Here is a 21,117-nt window from a genome sequence, read left to right as displayed (position 1 = left end):
ACTGTGCGATTACGTTCCCTGCTCACCATGACGGCCTTGGGTCTGGACCTCCTCACCGGGGAGGAAGACCTGGACCGCTTCGTGCGCTGGGTGGTAACCACCGACCTGCTCGATCCCAGCCGCTACCTCTCGGGCGGTGAGCTGGTGCTCTCCGGGCTGCAGTGGCGCGACGACCCGTCCGACAGCGAAACCTTCGTCAGCGCGCTGGCCCGGGCCGGCGTGGCCGGGCTCGCGGCCGGTGACGCCCGCTACGGCGGCGTCCCCGAGGACATCGTCGAGGCCTGTCGCCGGCACCGGATCCCGCTGTTCCGGGTGCGGGAGAACGTCGCGTTCGCGACGGTGACCGAGCAGATCACCCGCAACCTGTCCACCGGCCGGGCCGCCGACCTCAGCGCGGTGCTGGACCGGCATCGGCAGCTGGTGGCGGGCAGCGGCCTCGGGTCGGTGCTGGATCTGATCGAGCGCGATCTCGGGATGAGCTGCTGGGTGATGTCCTCGACCGGACGAGTGGTCGCCGGGTCGGCGACGCCGCCCGCCGATGTCACGACGGCCTTCCTCAAAGCCCGCCGACTACCCCTGGTGGTGCGCGAAAACGATGCTCCCTATTCGGTTTTCGCCGTCGACCAGGACAGCACCTCGCGGGTCGCGGACTGGTTCCTGGTGTTCCAGGGCGACTACAGCGAATGGTCGGAGGAACGGCGCGCGCTACCGGGTGAACTCGCCGCTGTGGTGTCGCTGGAACGCGCCCGCCTGGACGACCGGCAGAGCGCCGAGGGGCGGCTGGCCCAGGAACTCATCGAACTCATCGTCTCCGACGCCAAACCGGCGGAGATCATCTCCCGCCTCGAACTGACCGGGCTCGGCCCCGGCGAGACCTACATCGCGGTCGCCGCGGCCTCCGCGGGCGAGACCCTGCGGCCCGGCGAATTACGTGTTCTGTTGCGCGAAATCCTTTACGGCAGGCGACCCGCCGCCGGCGTGGTCGACGGCGAGGCCATCGCGCTGATCCCGGCCCGCAGCTCGGTGCTCGACGAAATCCAGCTGGCGATCGCCGAATTGGCGCCCGGGCTGGGACAGGGCCGGCTCTCGGTCGGCGTCAGCGGCGTGGTCGACGGCGAGGGCCTGCGCGGCGCGGTCGAAGAAGCCCGCTACGCCCGGCGCATGGCCGCCCGCAGCGAGCAGGCCGCCAGCGTCATCGGCCACGACCAGCTCGCCACCCACATGCTGCTCCTGGCCAGCGTCCCCGACGAAGTCCGGCGCATGTTCCGGACCCGGCTACTCGACCCGCTCAGCAGCTACGACCAAGACAACCGCGCGGATCTCGTGCACACGCTGGAGACGTTCCTGCAATCCTCGGGATCCTGGACCAAGTCCGCGGAGTTGCTGCACGTGCACGTGAATACGCTGCGCTACCGGATCCAGCGGATCGAAGAGCTCACCGAGCGCGACCTGTCCCGGCTCGAAGACCGAGTCGACTTCTTCCTGGCACTCGCCCTGCGCTGAGCTGCGCGCTGTCCCGGCCGGACGTGGAAACGCACACGGCGTTCGTGACCGCGGCGCATACCGCGATCATGACGAAGGCCTGAGTCGTCTTCGTGCCGAGCCCGGCGCCGCCGACCGTTGCCCAGATCGCGGCCACACCGGCGGCGGCGCCAACGGCAGCCAGCACGAGTACTCGCCCTGCCACGTGCCGGCGTGCGCGTCTCGGATCACCCGACCCCTGCGCCGCGAGTAAGGCTGCCGTGAGTGCGCCGACCAGCAGGATCGCCAGTAGGACGTCGCCGGGGCGGTGCCAGCCCGCGACCACGAGTTGGCTGCCGATCAGCGTTACCCAGGCGGCCGAGATGACCGCGATAATTGGCCGGAGCAGTCGTGGGGCAGTCATCGTGAGGACGACCGCGGTGGCCGCGGCGGCGGTGGCGTGGCCACTGGGGGCGGCGTTGGCGGCGTCCCAGCCGCCCGGGATCGAGGGGCGGGTCAGCACGGTCAGGCGCAGGAGGCGGGCGAGGAGGATCGCGGCGGGTGCGAACGCGAGGTAAGCCAGTGTGCGCCAGCGTAATCCGCGCAATAGGCCGAAGGTCGTGACGACGGCGGCTACGGCCAGCCACAGGGCCGGATTCGAGATCCAAGGGATGCGTGCCCATGGGGGCACCGTGAGCACTGAGAGGTCGGCGCGTGCGTAGCGCAGGACCTGTTGATCCCACTGCTGCCCGGCCGCCGTGCCCGCTGTCACGAGATAGGTTGCGACAGCGGCGATCCCGAAACTCAGCGCGGTCGCGACGCGCCACGGGACGGGTGCTCGGCGCTGTGCCGATGCGACCAGCGTGGTCCCGTCGGCCGGGTGGGTCCAGGGTTGGTGGGTCACGGACATAGCGACCGGACCTCGCCGCCGGAGTTGCGCGCGACGACGCACCCGGCGTCCACGGTGCCCAGTTCGGGATCGGTGTACGGCGCGGACCCGAAGTTGGCGATCACCGTCAGCCGGTCACCGAATTCGGTGCGCTGCACCAGCTTGTCGGTGGTCAGCCAGCGGAAATCGGTGAGCGCGTCGGTGCCCGCCGCGTCCTGGGTGAACCGGAAGAAGCGCGCCGCCTGCGCCATCGACGGGCCCCACTCCTCGATGGTGTCGAGGTTGAGGTTGTAGTTCAGTGGCGCGTTGTAGAGCATCGCGGCCAGGGTGCGCTGCTTGGCCAGCGCCGGGAACTTGTTCAGGCCCAGCTCCCACCGGTCGGTGCTGACCAGCGCGTCGTGGAACACCGCCTGGTACATCGGAATCCGATAGGTGAAGTCGAACATCTGCCGGGTGAGGTCCGCGGGCAGCTCGACCGGCTTCAGGAAGGTCGCGGGACCGTTCTTGCCGTACCAGGCACCCCAGAACTCCTTGTCCCGCTGGAGTTTCCAGAGTCCGTCGGCGATCGGCGTGGACGAGCCGTGACTGAAGGCGACGGCCGAATTCGCCCACGCGCCCACGGTTTCCGAGCCGACGACGAATCGGGGCAGCAGCGCGCGCATGCGTTCCAGGCGGTTGTCGCGGTCGCGCTGCTCGGTCATCGGATGCCGCGGCGAGTAGTCGCGGAAGGTCTCGCCGGTACCATCCACGTCGACGAAGTAGCTGTTCACTCCGTTGGCGCTCATCTGCTCCTCGCGCTGCCGCAGCAGCTCGGGCTGCTGGGCCAGCGCCTCGGAACTCAGATAGCAGCCGCGACCGCCGAATCCGGTCTCCGGCTTGCCTTCGGCGTCGCGCACGCAGCCATCGGGCCAGATCGGGTCGGGCCATTTCGAGGTGGGTGCGTCGATCTCGCCTGCGGGATCCTGCACGTTGGAGAAGGTGTCGTAGGGCCCGATCAGGTACCCGGCCCGCTCGGCGGCGTCGACGGCGTCCTTGCCGATCTGCGGGTCACCGGAGTCGTAACCGAGCCAAAGCTTCTCCAGGCCGGCCGCTTTCAGCGCTTCGACGCCGCGCGCGCTGCGGCCGTCACCCCACAGGTAGACATGGAACGCGCCGAGCAGTTTCGCCACGTCCGGGTTTTCGCGGGTCTTGCCGGTGAGCGAACTGAGTTGTCCGTGGCTGTCGAGCCACTGCCGGTAGTCCAGGGCGCTGTCGATCGGCCCGCCGCGGGTGGCATCGAGAACCACGGTGTAGGTGCCGGTTTCGGCGGCCGGGTCGAAGTCGTGCCGTACTCGCGCGCCGAGGCGCTGGTCGCGGTCGGTGAAGGTGAGGGTGCTGCCGATGTCGGTCGGGATGATGTAGCTCGCGCCGGTGCCCGGTGTCGCGCCGGTGAATCCTAGGCCGGGGAAGGTGAGGTCTTGGAGCCGGCGGCCGTCCTCGTTGACGATGCCGGTCTCGGGGTCGGTCCAGTGCGCGTCGCCGGTGGGGATGTTCAGGCCCTCGCCGTTGGGCAGTTGGATGGAGCGCACGCCGGCGGGCAGCACCGGCCAGGACAGCGCGGTCGTCTTACCGGCGGTGATGCTGAGGGCGAGACGGTCACCGTCGGGGCGCGCGGCGACGGTCAGCCCGGCCGCGGGCAGGGACCAGCGCAGGGTTTCCCCGTCGCGAGTGACCGCGCTGGGCGCGCCCAGGTTTTCGGCGGCGCCGTCGGAGAGCGGCCCGGTGTCGGAGTCGACTCGCAGCGTTGCGGGGTCCACATCGATGGTGTGCCCGGCGGTAACCAATCGTGGTTTTCCGTCCAGGAGCTGGAGCTTCTCCGGGCCGTCCGGGGTGGGGTTCAGCAGCGAGCAGCCGGATGCCGCGATGGCCGCGACACCGGTCAGCAACATCACCGCATACCGTGTGGGTCGGGTTCGAACTGTTGGGATAAGCACCCGGGCGAAGGTAGAGAGCGACGATGAGCGATTCATTAGAGTCACCGCGCGTACTGGTCGTGGACGACGATCCGAACGTGCGCGAGGCCCTGGGCGACGCCTTGGCCGCCCTGGACGGCTACCGGGTGGAGCGGGCCGCCGACGGACTCGCCGCCCTGCAGCTCCTCGACCGGCGGCGCGCCGACGCCATCGTGCTCGACCTGACCATGCCCCGCCTCGACGGTTCCGCCCTCTGCCGCCGCCTGCGCGCCGCCGGCGACGCCACCCCCATTCTCATCCTCACCGCCCGCGACACCACCGCCGATCGCATCCAAGGCCTCGACGCGGGCGCCGACGACTACCTCGGCAAGCCCTACGACCTGGGCGAACTCCGCGCCCGAGTCCGAGCACTCCTGCGCCGCGCGCCCACCCGGACCCCCGAGGACCCCTCCGGCATCGACCTCGGCGACCTGCACCTGGACCCGCACGCCCGCCAGGCCACCCGCGACGGCGCGGTCGTCGCCCAATTCACCATGACCGAATTCGCGGTCCTCGAACTCCTCGCCCGCAACACCGGCCTGGTCCTGTCCCGCGACACCATCGCCGACCGCGTCTGGGGCGGCACCCTCCCCCAAACCAGCAACGCCATCGACGTCTACATCCGCTACCTGCGCCAGAAGCTCGACGCCGCCGCCTGCCCACCCCTCATCCACACCGTCCGCGGCGTGGGTTACCAGATCCGAGTCCCGTGATGCGCGCTCAAATTTCCCCACCGGCTGTCAACCCGATCCTTTTGGCGCACAACAGCTTCAGTCTCTGCGCTGTCGCCAGCTCCTTCGATCCGGCGGGCACTCCTCAGACCTCCCCCAGGCGCTCTCGCCGCACCAGTGCGTCCAACACAGACCACGCCGCCATCGTCACGCACGCCGGCGTAGCCACTGCCGCGCACATCGGGCCTACCGCCGACACCGGCCCCCCGATTCCCGCGCGCGCTCGTTCCCGGCGGTTGACGCGTATCAACCCGACGATCCCGGCGCGGGGGCAGTGCTGATGTTGCGCCGCTTGTCTTTACGCCGACGCGTAGCCGTCCTCGCGGCCGCCGCCGCGGCGTTGCTGGCGACCGCGATGGCGGTCGGGGCGTTCCTGCTGTTTCAGCGCGAGGTGCATCGGCAGGTCGATCAGACTCTCGTTCAGGCGGCGACGTCGACGATTCGGGCCGAGCAGCACGATACGTGGGTTCCGGAGCAGGCCGGGACGTGCCGGTGGTTGACCTCGCCGCCGTGCAGCCGATTCGTTTCCGCCGCCGGCGATTCGGTGGTTCGCGGCGATCCCGGCGACGCTGCCCTGCCGGTGACCGAGGCGGAGCGGCGGGTCGCGCGCGACGGCGACGGGCGGACGTTCGAGGACCGCGAGTACCTCGGCTACCCGGTTCGGGTGCTGACGCTGGCCGTGGATGACGGCCGGGCGGTGCAGGTTTGGACGCGCACCGACAGCATGTCGGCCAGTATCCGTACCTACGCGCAGGTGCTTGCGCTGGGTGTGCTCGCGGCGGTCGCCGTCGCCTGTACGGCCGGGTATCTGGTGACGCGGATCGGCCTGCGCCCACTGGGCGATGTCGCGACCGTGGCCCGCCGGGTGGCGCGCACCGCCGATCCCGACGAGCACCTCCCGGTCCGTGGCGAGGACGAACTCGCCGATCTCTCCACCAGTTTCAACGACATGCTCGCCGCCCTCGGGAAAGCCCAGGCCGCGCAACGGCAATTGGTCGCCGACGCTTCCCATGAACTGCGTACACCGCTGACCGCCCTGCGCTCGGATGTCGAACTGCTCAGTGCCCCGGGGCTACCCGCCGACAGCACCGATCGCGCCCTGCGGCGGATGCGGTCCGGCATCGACAACATGACCGAACTCGTCACCAATCTCCTCGATCTCGCCCGCATCGACGAGGCCGGTCTGCGACCCGATCGCGAACTCCTCCCCCTCGACGACCTCGTCGACCAAGCGGTGGCCCGGTACCCGCATGCCGTGATCGAGCGCGACCTCACCCCGCTCGACGTCTACGGCAACCGCACGCACCTGCTGAGCCTGCTCAGCAACCTGCTCGACAACGCCCTGAAATACGGTGCGCCACCGGTGGTCGTCACCCTCCACAACCGCACGCTCACCATCGCCGATCACGGTCCGGGCATCGCCGAGGACGATGTCGCCCGGGTCTTCGACCGCTTCTACCGCTCCCCCGATGTCTCCGCGGTGCCGGGTTCCGGCCTCGGACTGGCGATCGTCGCCCGGGTCGCCCAGACACACGGAATCACCGTCACCACCACTCGCACCACCCCTTCCGGATTGACGGTCCGGCTCACATTCCCTACCCCACAACAGGATTGACCCCAGCCCCGGCGCACTCGGCGTTCGCGGCGGCCGACGCCGCTGGCCCGCGGCACCGCACCGTGCCACAGTGGTGGACGCCGCAACCGAACCGCCGACGGGAGCACGCCCCGATGACCAGCACCGCCACCCAGCGCATCTCCCGCTTGCGCACGCTCATCGAGCACCCGCGCACCGGCCCCAACGAGCGCGCCGCCGCCCAGCGCATGCTCGACCGCATCCTGGCCAAGACCAGCACGGCCGCCGGCCCCGCGGACCGGGTCTACGGCGAGCGGCACCACCGCCTCGGCAAGCACGCGAACCTCGACGCCATCGCCGAGATGCTGCGCGACGACATCCTGGTGGCCCGGATCGTGCACCCGCATCCCGCCGGAACCCTGTCCGCCGCCGACCCACTGGCCGAGGCCCCCGCGCTACTCACCATCGCGGTCGAGACGAATCCCGGCGCCATCGACATCACCATCGCCGACATTCCACGAGACTGGGGCTGGTCCGGCGAATCCCCTTCTCCCGCACTGCAATCCCTCGCGGCCGAGCTCGCCGACCTGCTCAACGCCTACAACCACACCGGCCCGGACCTCCCGCCCCGGTTCTTCGGCCGCGTCCGCGCAGGCGAGCACACTCTCATCTGGTAGCGAGGACCGTGACCGAACTGGTCAGTGCCGCAACGGATATCGTTCACGGTTGTTCACGACCGCGGCGGGCCGCCTGACGCTCAGACCGCGACCGGCCGATGCGAGTGCGCGACGATGCTCACCCCGATGAGCAACGCCATCAGCACACCCGCCACCGGCACCGGGTGCGGGGTGAAACTCGCCGCCAGCACCAGCACCCCGATCAGCGGCATGGTCCAGCCGTAGGGCGCGTTCGCGCCGTGCGGGCGCACCATCAGCCACCACACCACGAGCAGGTAGCAGAACACCGGGATGGTGACCGCCGAACCCGCTTGGGCGGTGGACAATACGGTGTAGTGCTCGACCTGGGCGATGTTCACCGACAGCCCCGCACCGACCGCGGCGCCGGCCGCGAAGATCACGTAGTGGCCGTAACCCCACAGGAAGGGCGCGGGCGTCGCCTCCAGCAGCGCCCCGGCGTCCATCGAGAAATACACCCACCACATGGCGAACACGATGAGCAGCCCGCCTGCCGCGATGAACAGCAACTCGGTGTTGATCCCCGTGCTCAAGGCGTCGCGAAAAGCGTTGGTGGCGGACAGGATCGTCTCGCCGAGCACGATGATGGTCAGCAGCCCATAGCGTTCGGCGATGTGATGCGGGTGCCACGGCATCCGCCAGGCCCGGTCCGCGAACGGCGGCACCAGCAGTTCGGCGAGCACCAGCACCAGGAAGCCCCACGTCCGCAGGGTGTCCGGCAGCGCGAAGATGACGACGCCCCAGCCCACCATGCACAGCGACTCCCCGGCCACGTATCGCAGCATGGTGGCCCGCCCCCGCGGATGCGCGGCCGCCGCGCGCAACTGCTGGGCGACCAGTCCGACGCGCATCACCAGGTAACCGAGGAACACGATCGCGTAGTCGCCGTCGTCGAAGGCGCGCGGCACGCCGGCGGCGAGCACCAGCACACCGGTCATCACCAGCAGCGTCGACAGCCGGTAGGGCACGTCGTCGGTATCGAAGGCCGAGGCGAACCAGCTGAAGTTCATCCACGCCCACCAGATCGCGAAGAACACCATGAAGAAACTCGGCACCCCCGCCGCGAAATGCCCCTCCGCCAGCGCGTGTTCGAGCCGCAGCGCGACCTGCGCGATCGCCACCACGAAGCACAGGTCGAACAGCAGCTCCAGCGGCGTCGCCGCCCGGTGCTGCTCCTCGGGGCTGCGCGGCGTCATCCGATGCCGCCAGGTCCAGCCGCTGATCCGGTGCTCGGTCATGTAGGCATCGTAGGATTCCGCCCGCGCACGATCCGGATACCGCGACGGCGATTCGCGGCCGGAAGCGCGCCGCGCTGATCCCCGACCGCGGCCGAGCTCAGAACGGGCGGGGTTGCGGGCGCGCCGCTTCCAACTGGGCGGCGACCGGCAGGATCGCGGTCTCGCCGTTGGTGGGCCCGACCAACTGCACCGCGAGCGGCAGGCCGTCGGTGCCGACACCGCTGGGAATCGAGGCGGCCGGATGACCGGTCACGTTCCACATACCCGTGTAGGCGGCCATCGGCATCGAGCGCAGCAGGGCGCGCACGCTGCCCGCGCCGTCGAGCACGCCGACGTGCGGCGGGCGAATGGCGATGGTCGGGGTCAGCAGCAGATCACAGTCGGTGAAGAGCTGGTCGACCCGGCGCGCGAGCGTTTCGCCCCGGCGGATCGCCCATTCGATCACCCGCGGACGCGCCCAGGTACCGAGCGCGACGGTCTCGCGGGTCCGGCGTTCCAGCCGGGACGGGTCGTCGACGAGTTCGGCTTCGGCGCGCACGCCGCCGAAGAACTGCGGGAGGAACGCCGGGGTCGGATCGGGGTAGTGCGGGTCGATCTCGAACACGGTGTGGCCCAGACCGCGTAGCAGTTCGGCGGTGTCGAGGACCGCTTGGACGTGTTGCGGATCCGGTTTCGTCAGGGGCACCGGCGAGTGCGTGCTGTAGCCGATGCGCAGCCCGGTACTCGGCCGCTCCGCCGCCGCGACGAAGGACATGATGGGGTCCGGCGCGTGGAAGCGGTCGCTGGGCGTGCTGCCCCGGATCACGTCGTAGACCAGGGCACTGTCGTACACGGTGCGGGTCAGCGGGCCGACCACGCCCAGCGCCCACCACAGGTGCGGGTGCGGCGCCGTGGGCACCCGGCCGCGCTGGGTCTTCAAGCCGAACAGGCCGCAGCAGGCCGCCGGAATCCGGATCGACCCGCCGCCGTCGCCGCCGATCGCGACCGGCACCAGCCCGGCGGCCACGGCCGCGGCGGAGCCGCCGCTGGAGCCGCCGGTGGACCGGGTGCGGTCCCAGGGATTGCGGGTCAGGCCGTACGTGGTCGATTCGGTGAACGGCCACTGCCCGAATTCCGGCATCGCGGTCTTGCCGACGATCACCGCGCCGGCGGCCCGCAGCCGCCGCACCACCTCCGAATCCGCGGGCGCGGGCCGGTGATTGGCGCGGGTGCCGAAGGTGGTGACCTCCCCGGCCAGGTCGAGTTCCTCTTTCACCGCGATCGGGATGCCGTGCAGCGGGCCCGGCGCCGCGCCGGCGGCCCGCTCGCGATCCCGGTCGGCGGCCTCGGCGCGCGCGCGTTCGTGCAGCACGGTGCTGAAGGCGTTGAGATCGGACTCGTCGATTCCCCGCAGCGTCGCCTCGATCAGCTCACCGGCCGAGATCTCGCCCCGGTCCAGCATGCCTCGCTGTTCCCGCACTCCGGCGGACACGATTTCGCGCATTGTCGACCCGCTTCTCCGGTCCGGACATCACGGCCGGATCACCTGTTTGGCAGCTGAGCCTAGTACCTGCACCGATGCTCGCGACACGCCATCACGGTTTCATAACGACGGCCATGGGGTACCCACTGGGCATGACGGATCACCGAACCACCCGGATTGCCGGTATGGAACCGGTGACCGCAGCACTGGCATCTTCGACGTGCCTGGCCTTTTCGGCTGGAATCGCCGCCATTACGCGGTCAACCGGCATAACTCTCGCAGCCTGCGCCAGCCTGGCGATCGGGCTCGCCCTTGTCCTGAATATCTTGCCGCGCAAGGGATAACACCGCTTCTCAGCCGGGTGCGTCACCGTAGATCGTCAACCAGATCGAACGACCGAGCGCCTCGGCCAGTACCGCATCGGCCACCGCGGCGCCGGTCGAGAAGTGCACCGCGATCGTGCGCTCCACCATCGAGGTCAGTACCAGCGCCGTCGCGGCGGGATCCAAGCCGGCGCCGACCTTGCCGCGCCGCTGATCGGCTTCGAGCCGCTCGCGCACCAGGTCGATGAACATCGCGACCCGCGCGCGCCAGTACGCGCCGACATCGCGGTCGTAGGCGGAAACCTCACTGAGCGCCAGCAGCAGATATCGATGCTCACGGAAGCCCGCGATCATCGCGTGCATCGCCGCGACGACACCGGCCTGCTCGTCGGCATGGTCGGCGCGCCACCACAATTCGGCGGCCCCGAACAGCTCGGTAGTGGCCAGCTCGGCCATGCGAATGAGCAGGCGGCTCTTGTCGGGGAAGTAGCGGTAGAAGGTCGAGCGCGCGATCCGCGCGGTGGCGGCGATGCGCTGCACGGCGATCTCGGTGAATGGAAGCCCCTCGGCCAGTAGCTGTTCGAGCGCGCCCAGGACGCGGCGCTCCAGATCCGCCCGGCGGTCGTCGTCGGGCGGCCGGGCGGCGCGGACGGGGCGCGTCAGCGAGGGCATCGCGGGTCCGGTGTCGAGTCCACCATGGCTGCCATTGTGCTCCTTCGGCTTCCGCGCCGACGGCCGAGCTTCTGACCCAGACAGGTGTTGACATTCGGTGCCGCGGCGCTCACTATCGGACACAGTGTCCGAGACATAGTGACCGAGGGCAATCATGATCGAATGCGCATCCCCCGCAAGGGGATTCGACGATGGCCGGCGATCATGACCGCGGTCGAACAGGTCGACGCGATCGTGGTCGGCACGCGCTGCGCCGGTTCGGCCGCCGCCATCGCCCTGGCCCGGGCCGGGCGCCGGGTACTCGGCCTGGACAGCGCGCGATTCCCCACCGACACCGTCTCGACGCATCTGCTCTGGCCCGCCGGCGTCGCCGAACTCGCGGCGGTGGGCGCCGGCGCGGCGGTGGCCGCACTCGGCGCACCGCGGTTGACCCTGGCCCGCGCGGGCGGGTCCGGATTCTGCGTCACCTCGCCCTTCAGCCCGGTCGACGGCATCGACTACGCGCTGTGCGTGCGCCGGCCCGGCCTGGATGCCGCGCTGGTCGGCACCGCGCGGGCGGCCGGGGCCGAGATCCGCGAACGCGCGCGTGTCACCGAAATAGTCTGGGACAGTGGCCGCGTCGCCGGTGTCCGTTACGTCGACCGCACCGGAACCACCGTGGAAGTCCGCGCCCCGCTGGTGATCGGCGCCGACGGCCGCCGCAGTACCGTCGCCCGGCTGGTCGGCGCGGCCGAACCCTATCTGCGCGCGCCGAGCGGACGGGACTGCTACTTCGCCTACTGGCGCGACGCCGACCCCACCCAGCGCCATGTCGCGGCCCAGTGGCGCGCCGGGGCCGACCTGGGCACCGCGTTCCCGTGCGACGACGGGCTCCTGCTGAGCCTGGTCCAGCCGCCCGCCGAACCCGCCGAGCCCGGAAGCGGCCACGCCGAAACCCGATATCTCGCGGCGATCGACCGCCTGCCCGAATTGGCCGCGCGCCTGGACGGCAGCACCAGGGTGGGCCGGGTGCGGTCGGCCACCGGCATCGAGTCCTACTTCCGCCGCTCCTGCGGGCCGGGCTGGGCGCTGCCCGGCGACGCCGGGCACTTCAAGGATCCCGTTACCGCGCAAGGGATTCGGGACGCGCTGCGCTACGGCCGGTTACTGGGGGACGCGGTCGCCCCGGTGCTCGACGACCCGGCGGCGCTGGACCACACCCTGCTCGGCTGGGAGCGCACCCGGGCGGGTGAATGCCTGGACATGTACCAGTGGACCAACCGCCTGGCCCGCGCCGAACCGATGCGGCCCTTGGAGATCGAGCTCTACCGGGCTGCCCAGCACGAGGCCGCCCTGGCGCTGGCAGCCACCGAGATCTTCTCGCGCACAACGACACCCAAGCAACTGCTGACCCCGTCCCTGGTCACCGGGCTGACCGCACGCGCCCTGCTGCGCGGCGATCGCACGGCGGTCCTGGTGAACCTGGGTCAGGAACTCCGCGACGCCGCCGCCGAATGGCTGCAGGCGCGCACCGCCGCCCAGGCGATTCCACTCTCCCCCGCTCCCGCGCCTGCACCCCGACCATCCGCGCAGGCCCGCGGTCCCGTCCCCAGGAGCTAGACATGCACGACTCCCGACCCGCGTCCGGTTTCGACCTCACCAGGACGCGAGGTGGTTCGCGGTGCCCTCGTCATGGGCGCGACCACCGGCCTGTTCGCGGGACCGGCCGCCGCCGGGCCGCGCCGCACACCCGCCCTGCACGGCACCGGCCGCTCGGTCGCCGTCTTCGGCGGCGGCGTGGCCGGATTGTCGGCGGCCCATGAACTGATCGAAAAAGGCTACGAGGTAACGGTTTACGAGCCCTCGCAGCTCGGCGGCAAGGCGCGCAGCATGGGCGTGCCGGGCACCGGGTCCGGCGGCCGGGCGGATCTGCCCGGCGAGCACGGCTTCCGCTTCTTCCCCGGCTGCTACCAGAACATTCCGGAGACGATGAGCCGGATCCCGTTCCCCGGCAACCCCGATGGCGTCGCCGGGAACCTGGTCCGGGTGGACGGCGCGATCGCCGGATTCCGGGATCTGCCACCGATCTTCACCCCCGTCGAACTGTCCGGGCTGCGCCATCTCACCCCCGAACTCCTCCAGACCAGCATCATCACCGCGTTCGCGTTCGTCCCGCAGCTACCCCCGCTGGAGCTGGCGTTCTTCGCCCGCCAGATCGCGCTATGGTTCACCTCCTCCGACGAACGCCGCTACGGCCAATGGGAATACGTGACCTGGGAGGCGATGCTGCGCGCCGAGGGCAAGTCCGCGGCCTATCGCGAATACCTGGTGAACGCGCTCACCCGGATCACCGTCGCCGCGAAACCGCACCTGAGTTCGGCGCGCACCATCGGCACCATCGGCGAGGCCCTGGTGCTCGCGGGCACCGGGCTGATCCCGCAGTTCAGCGGCGGCGTCGACCGGATCCTGAACGGTCCGACGAACGAGGTCTGGATCGACCCGTGGGTCGGCTACCTGCGCGCGCGGGGTGTGCGCTTCGTCCCGGGGCAGCGCGCGACCCGGCTGCATCTGCGCGACGGGATGATCACCGGCGTGACCGTCGCCGGGTCCGGCGGCACGGCCACGGCGCAGGCCGACTGGTACGTCTGCGCGATGCCGGTCGACAAGACCGTGGCGCTGCTGAGCGGCGACATCCTCGACGCCGATCCGCACCTGGCGGGCATGCTCGAGCTGGTCACCGACTGGATGGTCGGCATCCAGTACTACCTGCGGCAACCGACCCGGCTGCCGCAGGGCCACGTCGCCGCGCTCGGAACGCCCTGGGCCATCACGGCCTTGCGCCAAGCCCCCATGTGGCGCGGGGACTTCGCGGCCCGCTACGGGGACGGCAGCGTGCGGGAGTGCCTGTCGGTGGACGTGTCGGACTGGGACACCCCCGGCATCCTCTACGGCCGCAGCGCCAAGGACTGCACGGCGGACGAGATCGCCCGCGAGGTCTGGGCGCAGTTGCAGCGCTGGCTCAACACCTCGACCGACTGGCTGCGCGCGGAGGACATCCACTCCTGGCACCTCGATCCGGGCGTCTCCTGGTCCGGCGGCGCCATCCACAACGAGACGCCGCTGCTGGTGAACACCGTCGGTTCCTACGACTATCGCCCGCACGCGCATTGCGCGATACCCAACCTGTTCTTCGGCGGCGACCACGTCCGCTCGCACATCGACCTGGCCACCATGGAGAGCGCCAACGAATCCGGGCGCGCGATCGCCAACGCGATTCTCGACGCGGCCGGGGATTCCGGCCCCCGGGTGCCCATCCACCCGCTGGTGTCGCTGCCGGTCTTCGAACCACTCAAGCGGATCGACGCCGACCGCTTCCGTAACGGACTGCCCCACCTCATGGACAGCTAGGACCCGGGGTTGTAACGAATCGCACGGTGCCGGCGATATACCACCCAGCAGCTCTCTGCGCAGTCACGTCACCATGCGAACTACGCGAACTCGGCCCACCCGGCCGGGCTCGATCGTTAGGAAGGCGAGACACACCCGTGCCGGATATCTTCCCCACCGCAGGCGAAGCCGACTACGCTGGCCAGCAGACGCCGGTTATCGGCATCGAATCCGACAAAGAAGTCGTACCGCTTGCCGAGCGGAGCGCTCGAGCGTGGGGCGCCGCCGAAAATAACACCGATCGACCGATCACGGGTCACCCCTATCCCTACGAGAACCCCTCGCGTATCGACGTTTAGGCCCGAGCGGCACGGGAATTACTGCCGCCGTTCACATCTCGCGCATCGCGCCGGGTGTGCGGGGCGCGAAGCAGTCAGCACCTGAGACAAGTTCAGACACTCGGAGGAATCCAGATCGTGGCCAGTCTCGACAGTCGCACCAGCACCGTATCCGTCCGAAAAACGTCCGCCGCCGAAGCGGATTCCGAATCCCCGATCGTCTGGCCCCACCCGAGTCCGCTGGACTCCTGGTGGGAACAGGTGATGGGGCGCAACGCCCACCCGGCCCGCCGCAGCGTGGCCTGACATCACACCGCCGGCCCCTGTCCTCCTGAGCGAAGCGAAAGTTCGGACCCAGTCCTCGCTTCGCTCAGGACGACAAGTGCTAGCGCGCCGGTAGCGCCGGCGCCTTCTTCCGCAGCTCCAGCATGCGCGCGCCGATCGTGCGAAGTTGGTTACGCCCCACATGTTCTCGCACCTTCGGAAACCACTCGTTCTCCTCCTCGTCGATATGCCGATCGACGTAGTCGATGAGCACGGTCGCCTTCGCGGTGAAGCGCTCGTCCTCGGGCCGCATCGCGGCCAGTTCGGCCAGCAGAACCTCCGCCACGTGGTGCTCCTCCAGCGACTCCAGGATGTGGCGCTCCAATCCCGGCACCAGCTCCCGGATGTCCGGATACATGCCCTCGTTCTCGATATAGCTGTGCACGGTGAGTAATTCGATGATCTGCGTGATCAGTCGCCCCTTGACCGCGTAGGCCCGCTCACCCGCCCGCTCGAATTCCCGGAACAGTGCCCGCACCGCCCTGTGGTCCTCGCGCAGCACAACGATCGCGTCGGTGGACATCGATACTCCTCGCGGTAGGACCGGAACCGGGCCCGGTCATGCCTGCGCTGACGCACCGATCACGCGTGCCCGAGCAACTCGTCCCGAAGCTGCCGGCGCAGGATTTTCCCGACCGGGTTACGCGGCAGCACCGCGGCGAGTTCGAGCCGTTCCGGGAGCTTGAACGAGGCGATGTCGCGGGCCCGCAAATGATCGGTGAGCTCGCCGAGAGTGATGCTCGCCCCCGGCTTGGGCACGACTATCGCACAACATTTCTCGCCCAGGACGGGATCCGGATATCCGACGACGGCCACCTCGGCGATGACGGGATGATCCAGCAGCAAACCCTCGATCTCGGCGGGTGCGATGTTCATGCCGCCGCGGATGATGATCTCCTTCAGCCGGTCGACGAACCGCAGATACTGCCCGTCCGGGCCGCACAGCTCGAACACGTCGCCGCTGCACAGGTACCCGTCGGCGTCGAAGGGCGCGCTGGTGGCGGTGCCGGGCAGATAGCCGCCGAAGACGGCCGGACCCTTCAAGCGCAGTTCCCCGTGCGCACCGGCTTCGCGCACCTGCGCGCCGGTCACCGGATCCACCAGGCGCACGGCGGTATTGGCCGCCAGGCGGCTGGCCCAGGTGCGGCCGCTGCTGTAGTTGGGCAGATGCTGAGCGCGCAGCACCGGATCGGGGATATCGGCGGGCGCGCCCATCAGGCTCACACCCTCGTTGGAGCCGAAGAAGTTCAGCACCTCGATCCCGAACCGTTCCTGCCAGTCCCGCACCACCCCCGGCGGCAGCGGCGCCCCACCGGAGCCGACCCGTTGCAGCGAGGACAGGTCGGCCAGGCCGCGCAGGTCCTCGCGCTGCAACAGCATGGTCAGCAACGCCGGCGGCATGGACGTGTGCGTGACACCGTGCCGCTGGATCTGGCCGAGGAAGACCGGCAGGTCCAGCGGATGGTGCTGCACCAGGTGCCCGCCGCCGAGCAGCCACGGCAACAGCGAGCCCGCGAACCCCGCCATGTTCACCAGCGGGAACGGGTTGAGGATCACCGAATCGACGCCGGTTTCCAGGCCGTCCTGCGGACCCCAGCCGATGGCCAGCCAGTCGCCGTGGCAGCGCGGAACGCCCTTGGGCGCGGCCTCGGTGCCGCTGGTCCAGCAGATCGTCACCCGGTCGTTGATCGTGACCGCCAGGCCCGCAACATATTTCCGCATCGGCTCCCGGTCGGCGACGGCGTCCGGATGCAGGCTCGCGACGGCGGCCGGGTCGAAGGTGAACACGGTGCGCAACCCCAGCCCGGACACCTCGCGGGCGAGCTCGCGGTCCGGCAGGGTCTCGACGGTGATGATCGCGACGGCGGCGGACGCGGCGACGATGCCGGAGATCTCGTGCCCCCGATAGGACACCGGCATCGGCGTGGCGACCGCGCCCAGCCGCCACAGCGCCAGATACCCCGCTACCAGCGCGACCGAGTTCGGGACCAGCACCGCTACCACGTCACCCTGGCGAATCCCGTTGGCGTACAGGGCCGCCGCGGTGTGCTCCACGCGGTCGTGCAACTGGCGCCAGGTCAGTGCCTCGGGCTCGGCGCCGGTCAGCGCGGCCAGGTTCGCCGGATCGGTGAGGGCGGGTGCGTCCGGCCGGGCGCGCACCCAGCCGTCGAAGACGTCGAGGATCGTCTCGGCCTGCCACCACCCCTTGTCGAGGTACGCGCGCACCACGTCCTCGGGATGGCAGGGTGTGACGCCGCGGTCGTCCGCGACTGGGGAAAACGGTACGAAGGGCAGATCGGCCATGAGTGTGCTTCCTGGAGTGCGATATCGGGGTGGCTCAGCGGAGCCGGCGGACGACGACGGCCGAAGCCAGGCCCAGCGCGGCGGGAATGGTCAGCAGCGCGTGTTCGCCGTCGATCCGGTCCAGTTCGTCCAGGGCCAGGGCGAGCAGGTTGCCGCCGGTGGCGCCGAGCGGGTGGCCGACCGCGAGCGCGCCGCCGTTCGGGTTGACCCGCTGTGGGTCGAGGTCGAGCTCGCGGGCCAGCAGCAGCGGTGTGACCGCGAAGGATTCGTTGACTTCGACGACATCGAGCTCGGCGGCGGTGATGCCCGCGCGGCGCAGCGCCCGCGCCGCCGCCAGGGCCGGAGCGGTGAGCAGCGGCGAGCGAACCGCGGCCTGCGCGGTTCCGGCGATGACCGCCAGTGGCTTTCGGCCCAGCCGCGAAGCCGCGCCCGCACTGCCGAGGACCGCGGCCGAGGCGCCGTCGGCCAGTTGCGGCGCGGTGGCGAGCGTGTGCAGACCGGCGGCCGGTCGGGGCGCCTCGGGCAGGCGGCGAGCGACCCGTTCCCAGGCCACGGCGTCGTCGCCGAAAAGTGTTGGCAATTGCCCGAATTCCGCGAGGCTCGCGCCGGGCCGCGCGCCCTCGTCGGCGTCGAGCAGCACCACCTCGCCCTTACGCACGGGAACCAGCGAATCGCCAGCGGGGGCGGCCACGGCGCGCTGATGGGAACGCACGGCGTAGGCATCGAGCTCCGCGCGGGTGATGCCCGCGACCGCGGCGGTCAGGTCGGCCGATACGCCGATGGTGACGAATCCGGTGCGCTCCCCCAGATCCGGGTCGGTGGCGATGGCGGGCCGGTCGGCCAGCATCGGCACCCGGGACATGGACTCGACGCCACCCGCGACCACGATCTCCGCGATGCCGGAACCCACGCGGGCCGCCGCGCTTTCCAGGGCGTCCAAGCCGGAACAGCACAGCCGCGAGACCACCGCGCCCGGAACGGCATCCGGCCAGCCCGCCCACTGCACGGCCGCCCGGGCCAGGTCGCCGCCCTGCTCGCCCGTGACGGTGCTGACGCCGACGAGCACGTCGTCGACGAATTCGGCCGGGAGCGAGCGCTTTTCGAGTGCGGTGAGCAGTTGACCGAGTAGCTCGTACGGCGGTAGTTCGGCAAGGGTGCCGCCGTTCCTGCGGACCCGAGCCCGGGGCAGCCGGACGGCGTCGTAGATATAAGCGGTCATCGATACCTCCGGTCTCCGTCGTCGTGGATTCGAATGACGGTCTCCAGCGTGGCGAGCCCGGCGGGGTCGGCGGCCGAGGTCGCCGGAACCACCACCACTTCGTCCGCGCCCGCGGCTCGGTACTCCCCCAGGCGAGCCGCCAAAGTGGCGCGGTCACCGAACATTCCGACCGCGTAGGGCAGCTCGTCGGGGACGGCGGCCAGGATCTCGCGCGGGTGCGCGCCGGAGCGGGCCAGCTCGGTGATCGCGCCGAATCCCGCTTCGGCGAACATCTCGCGATAGCCCGGGGCGGCCAGATATCCGACGATGCCGCGCCGGACCGTCGCCGTCATCTCCGGTGCCGGATCGAGCGCGGCGGTCACCCACACCGCCACCCGTGGCATCGGGCGATCGGCCCGGTCCGCTTCTGCCCGAACCGTTTCCACGCATCGCCGGACCTGTGCCGGGGTGACCAGGTTCAGCACCACCCGGTCGGCGGCTAGGGCGGCGCAGGCCAGTGCGCGCGCACCGAAGGCCGCGATGGTGAGGCCGGAGCGCGGCGCGGGCAGTCGCAGCCGGTATCCCCGCGTCGACTCCACGCGGCCGGTGAAATCGACCTTCTCGCCCGCCAGCAATCCGCGCAGGATCTGCGCGGATTCTTCGAGATGCTTTGCGGGACTGCGCCGTTGCCTCCCATGCCACTGTTCCACCAGAACCGTGCTGGAGGTACCGATGGCGACGTCGACCGATCGACCGGTGAGCGCGGCGACGCTGGCCGCCCCGATCGCGATCGTCGCCGGGCTGCGCACATCGACCGCGAAAGGGCCCAGGCACAACGGTATTCCGCCCGGTCGCGAACCGACCGCGCTCGCCAGCGCGAACGCGTCGAAGGTCGCCATCTCGCCCACCCACAGCTGGTGGTAGCCGAGTTTCGCCGCGGCGTCGGCGACCTCGAGGGCTTGCATCGGATCCTGGTCCTGCCAATACGGCAGGCTCACACTCAGCGTCGGAGCCACGGCCGAGGCTCAGCCGTTGATCTCGGACGGCGCCGCGGCGGCGCGCATCCGCTCGCCGCTGACCCAGGTGGCGTGGAAGCCGAGCGGCACCCGCACCGGCACACCGAGTCGGCAGCTGGGCCCGGCCGCGAGATCGGCGGCGTCGTAGATCCACACCTCGGACGCGCCGGTTTCGATGTTGGTGGCGAACATGGTCAGCCACGCGTCGTCCTCACCGCCGCCGCCCGGTCGCGGCACCACGGTCACCTCGCTGCCCGCGATCCCGGGCCCGAATTCCTGCGTCTGCTTGGCGCCGGTGAGCACGTCGTATTTCACGATCGCGTCGAAGAGCATGGTGTGGTCGACCGAGAGCCGCATCTGATACGACCAGCGGCCGCGGTGGCCGGTCATGCCCTGGTCGATCGCCGGGAACTCGGTGTTCACGTCGTCCATGGGTTCCTCGGTGGTCGCACCGGTGCGCAGGTTGAACCGGTAGCGGTGCAACGTCGCCTCGGGCCGCAGGTAGGCCAGCAGCTGAGCCAGGGGGTTGGTGCGGTCGGTGACGGGGCTCGGCTTGGACACCCGGCAGGCGACCAGGACGATCTCGTCGCCGTCTTCCCAGGCGTTGACCGAGTGGTAGATGTAGCCGGGCGCGGCCTCGAACCAGCGCACCTCGCTCGCGTCGCCGTAGCGGGGCAGGATCGCGAATCGGCTGGGCAACTCCCGGTCGAAGAACAGTTTGAACCGGCCCGCGGCGGCGGCGCGCGGGTCGTTGTAGAGCGGCAGGTCCATCAGGATCGAATAGTTCTCGGTGACGGCCATATCGTGCGGCAGGCGCGGGCCGGGCAATTCGATGCCGGTGAAATGGGTGACGGTGCCGCCGGGGTCGGCGACGCCGTAGCGCAGGTACGGCGAGTGGATGCCATAGTCGAAGAAGATCAGTTCCTCGGTGCGCTCGTCGACCTTCGCGTGCGCCGACATCTCGCAGCTGAGTGTCGAGCCGAAGGTGTCGACGCCGCGGGTCTCGAGCGTGATCGGGTCCAGCGCATAGGGTTTGCCCGCGCGATACCAGGTGGCGAGCAGATTGCCGTGATGGAAGACCAGATCGGTATTGGCGGAGTTGCGTTCGCGGCGATCGCCCGGCGGGTTGTCGTCCCAGGGCTCGATCACGCCGCGCCACAGCGCGGTGCCGGCGGCCCGCTCGGCCTCGAATTCGGCGGTGCGCACATACCGATTGCGGTAGCTCGCCTTGCCGTTCTCGAAGTGCACGGCGTGCAGCATGCCGTCACCGTCGAACCAGTGATAGCGGCCCATCGGCGCGAACTGCGGGTTCGGGCCGTTGCGCACGTAGACCCCGTCCAGGTCGGCGGGCACCTCACCGTGCAGAACCGGCAGGTCGGCCACGGTGACCTCGTCCTGCGTCGGCGCGTAGGGCCCCGCCAGATACGGGTTGGCGAAAGCCGCCGCGGCGGGGGCGACAAGTTCTTCGTTCAGCGACATCAACTGCTCCTAGTTAGTACAGTTAATGAAGTGATACAGGTCTCATGGGTCAGGTGT

17 protein-coding genes are annotated in these 21,117 nt (G+C 70.1%); 7 read left to right on the top strand and 10 right to left on the bottom strand.

What is annotated here, in order from left to right; genetic code table 11:
- Positions 1-3: 3 nt before the first annotated feature.
- On the top strand, positions 4-1,503 hold the full coding sequence (locus AB0H76_RS13895; protein WP_357322383.1) for a PucR family transcriptional regulator ligand-binding domain-containing protein: 1,500 nt from the start codon (positions 4-6) through the stop codon (positions 1,501-1,503).
- Here AB0H76_RS13895 and AB0H76_RS13890 read toward each other — a convergent pair.
- Complete coding sequence (locus AB0H76_RS13890; RefSeq protein WP_357322380.1) at positions 1,436-2,371, bottom strand: phosphatase PAP2 family protein; 936 nt, start codon at positions 2,369-2,371, stop codon at positions 1,436-1,438. The two genes, AB0H76_RS13895 and AB0H76_RS13890, sit on opposite strands and share 68 nt — an antisense overlap.
- Positions 2,362-4,278 carry a glycoside hydrolase gene (locus tag AB0H76_RS13885; protein WP_357322377.1) on the bottom strand — a complete coding sequence of 639 codons (1,917 nt, stop codon included), beginning with the start codon at positions 4,276-4,278 and terminating at the stop codon, positions 2,362-2,364. Before AB0H76_RS13885 ends, AB0H76_RS13890 begins: the two co-directional genes overlap by 10 nt.
- 68 nt (positions 4,279-4,346) lie before the next feature.
- Between AB0H76_RS13885 and AB0H76_RS13880 the strand changes: the two genes are divergently transcribed.
- The 3 genes from AB0H76_RS13880 to AB0H76_RS13870 all read left to right on the top strand — a co-directional run bounded on the left by AB0H76_RS13880 (position 4,347) and on the right by AB0H76_RS13870 (position 7,322).
- Positions 4,347-5,054: a response regulator transcription factor gene (locus AB0H76_RS13880; protein ID WP_357322374.1), complete on the top strand. Its 708-nt coding sequence runs from the start codon at positions 4,347-4,349 to the stop codon at positions 5,052-5,054.
- A 310-nt stretch (positions 5,055-5,364) separates the two neighbouring features.
- On the top strand, positions 5,365-6,687 hold the full coding sequence (locus AB0H76_RS13875; RefSeq protein ID WP_357322372.1) for a HAMP domain-containing sensor histidine kinase: 1,323 nt from the start codon (positions 5,365-5,367) through the stop codon (positions 6,685-6,687).
- 113 nt (positions 6,688-6,800) lie between these two features.
- Entirely contained in the window at positions 6,801-7,322 is a 522-nt protein-coding gene (locus AB0H76_RS13870; RefSeq protein ID WP_357322369.1) for a hypothetical protein, read from the top strand.
- A gap of 80 nt (positions 7,323-7,402) precedes the next feature.
- Here the strand turns inward: AB0H76_RS13870 and AB0H76_RS13865 are convergent, their stop codons facing one another.
- From AB0H76_RS13865 to AB0H76_RS13855, 3 genes are all read right to left on the bottom strand, one after another.
- Positions 7,403-8,578: a low temperature requirement protein A gene (locus AB0H76_RS13865; RefSeq protein ID WP_357322367.1), complete on the bottom strand. Its 1,176-nt coding sequence runs from the start codon at positions 8,576-8,578 to the stop codon at positions 7,403-7,405.
- Positions 8,579-8,675: 97 nt separating this feature from the next.
- Positions 8,676-10,061 carry an amidase gene (locus AB0H76_RS13860; RefSeq protein WP_357322364.1) on the bottom strand — a complete coding sequence of 462 codons (1,386 nt, stop codon included), beginning with the start codon at positions 10,059-10,061 and terminating at the stop codon, positions 8,676-8,678.
- A gap of 332 nt (positions 10,062-10,393) precedes the next feature.
- Positions 10,394-11,035, bottom strand: a complete 642-nt coding sequence (locus tag AB0H76_RS13855) for a TetR/AcrR family transcriptional regulator (protein WP_357322362.1) — start codon at positions 11,033-11,035, stop codon at positions 10,394-10,396.
- 204 nt (positions 11,036-11,239) lie between these two features.
- On the opposite strand from AB0H76_RS13855, the gene AB0H76_RS13850 reads away from it, so the two are divergent.
- The 3 genes from AB0H76_RS13850 (at position 11,240) to AB0H76_RS13840 (ending at position 14,760) form a co-directional block, all read left to right on the top strand.
- Entirely contained in the window at positions 11,240-12,634 is a 1,395-nt protein-coding gene (locus AB0H76_RS13850) for an FAD-dependent monooxygenase (protein ID WP_357322359.1), read from the top strand.
- Positions 12,635-12,685: 51 nt separating this feature from the next.
- On the top strand, positions 12,686-14,422 hold the full coding sequence (locus tag AB0H76_RS13845; RefSeq protein WP_357322356.1) for an FAD-dependent oxidoreductase: 1,737 nt from the start codon (positions 12,686-12,688) through the stop codon (positions 14,420-14,422).
- Between the two features lie 137 nt (positions 14,423-14,559).
- On the top strand, positions 14,560-14,760 hold the full coding sequence (locus tag AB0H76_RS13840; protein WP_357322354.1) for a hypothetical protein: 201 nt from the start codon (positions 14,560-14,562) through the stop codon (positions 14,758-14,760).
- 364 nt (positions 14,761-15,124) lie between these two features.
- Here AB0H76_RS13840 and AB0H76_RS13835 read toward each other — a convergent pair whose 3' ends face one another.
- From AB0H76_RS13835 to AB0H76_RS13815, 5 genes are read right to left on the bottom strand one after another with little or no spacing between them, the layout of a single operon-like run.
- Positions 15,125-15,586, bottom strand: a complete 462-nt coding sequence (locus AB0H76_RS13835; protein ID WP_357322351.1) for a hemerythrin domain-containing protein — start codon at positions 15,584-15,586, stop codon at positions 15,125-15,127.
- Between the two features lie 59 nt (positions 15,587-15,645).
- Positions 15,646-17,367 carry a class I adenylate-forming enzyme family protein gene (locus tag AB0H76_RS13830; protein WP_357322348.1) on the bottom strand — a complete coding sequence of 574 codons (1,722 nt, stop codon included), beginning with the start codon at positions 17,365-17,367 and terminating at the stop codon, positions 15,646-15,648.
- Between the two features lie 34 nt (positions 17,368-17,401).
- Complete coding sequence (locus tag AB0H76_RS13825; protein ID WP_357322345.1) at positions 17,402-18,586, bottom strand: acetyl-CoA C-acyltransferase; 1,185 nt, start codon at positions 18,584-18,586, stop codon at positions 17,402-17,404.
- On the bottom strand, positions 18,583-19,581 hold the full coding sequence (locus AB0H76_RS13820) for an LLM class F420-dependent oxidoreductase (RefSeq protein ID WP_357322342.1): 999 nt from the start codon (positions 19,579-19,581) through the stop codon (positions 18,583-18,585). The genes AB0H76_RS13825 and AB0H76_RS13820 overlap by 4 nt, the downstream gene beginning before the upstream one ends.
- Positions 19,582-19,590: 9 nt before the next feature.
- Positions 19,591-21,060 carry a carotenoid oxygenase family protein gene (locus AB0H76_RS13815; protein WP_357322340.1) on the bottom strand — a complete coding sequence of 490 codons (1,470 nt, stop codon included), beginning with the start codon at positions 21,058-21,060 and terminating at the stop codon, positions 19,591-19,593.
- Positions 21,061-21,117 lie beyond the last annotated feature (57 nt).

The sequence above is a fragment of the Nocardia sp. NPDC050712 genome, from assembly GCF_040654295.1.
Taxonomy (GTDB): domain Bacteria; phylum Actinomycetota; class Actinomycetes; order Mycobacteriales; family Mycobacteriaceae; genus Nocardia.
This window is presented reverse-complemented; position numbering and strand designations above follow the sequence as displayed.

What these genes read in the sequence shown, in the direction of transcription:
- AB0H76_RS13815 (WP_357322340.1), bottom strand. Translation starts at nt 21,060, where the DNA reads ATGTCGCTGAACGAAGAACTTGTCGCCCCCGCCGCGGCGGCTTTCGCC.
- AB0H76_RS13825 (WP_357322345.1), bottom strand. Translation starts at nt 18,586, where the DNA reads ATGACCGCTTATATCTACGACGCCGTCCGGCTGCCCCGGGCTCGGGTC.
- AB0H76_RS13865 (WP_357322367.1), bottom strand. Translation starts at nt 8,578, where the DNA reads ATGACCGAGCACCGGATCAGCGGCTGGACCTGGCGGCATCGGATGACG.
- AB0H76_RS13885 (WP_357322377.1), bottom strand. Translation starts at nt 4,278, where the DNA reads ATGTTGCTGACCGGTGTCGCGGCCATCGCGGCATCCGGCTGCTCGCTG.
- AB0H76_RS13860 (WP_357322364.1), bottom strand. Translation starts at nt 10,061, where the DNA reads ATGCGCGAAATCGTGTCCGCCGGAGTGCGGGAACAGCGAGGCATGCTG.
- AB0H76_RS13880 (WP_357322374.1), top strand. Translation starts at nt 4,347, where the DNA reads ATGAGCGATTCATTAGAGTCACCGCGCGTACTGGTCGTGGACGACGAT.
- AB0H76_RS13870 (WP_357322369.1), top strand. Translation starts at nt 6,801, where the DNA reads ATGACCAGCACCGCCACCCAGCGCATCTCCCGCTTGCGCACGCTCATC.
- AB0H76_RS13830 (WP_357322348.1), bottom strand. Translation starts at nt 17,367, where the DNA reads ATGGCCGATCTGCCCTTCGTACCGTTTTCCCCAGTCGCGGACGACCGC.
- AB0H76_RS13850 (WP_357322359.1), top strand. Translation starts at nt 11,240, where the DNA reads ATGACCGCGGTCGAACAGGTCGACGCGATCGTGGTCGGCACGCGCTGC.
- AB0H76_RS13835 (WP_357322351.1), bottom strand. Translation starts at nt 15,586, where the DNA reads ATGTCCACCGACGCGATCGTTGTGCTGCGCGAGGACCACAGGGCGGTG.
- AB0H76_RS13855 (WP_357322362.1), bottom strand. Translation starts at nt 11,035, where the DNA reads ATGCCCTCGCTGACGCGCCCCGTCCGCGCCGCCCGGCCGCCCGACGAC.
- AB0H76_RS13890 (WP_357322380.1), bottom strand. Translation starts at nt 2,371, where the DNA reads ATGTCCGTGACCCACCAACCCTGGACCCACCCGGCCGACGGGACCACG.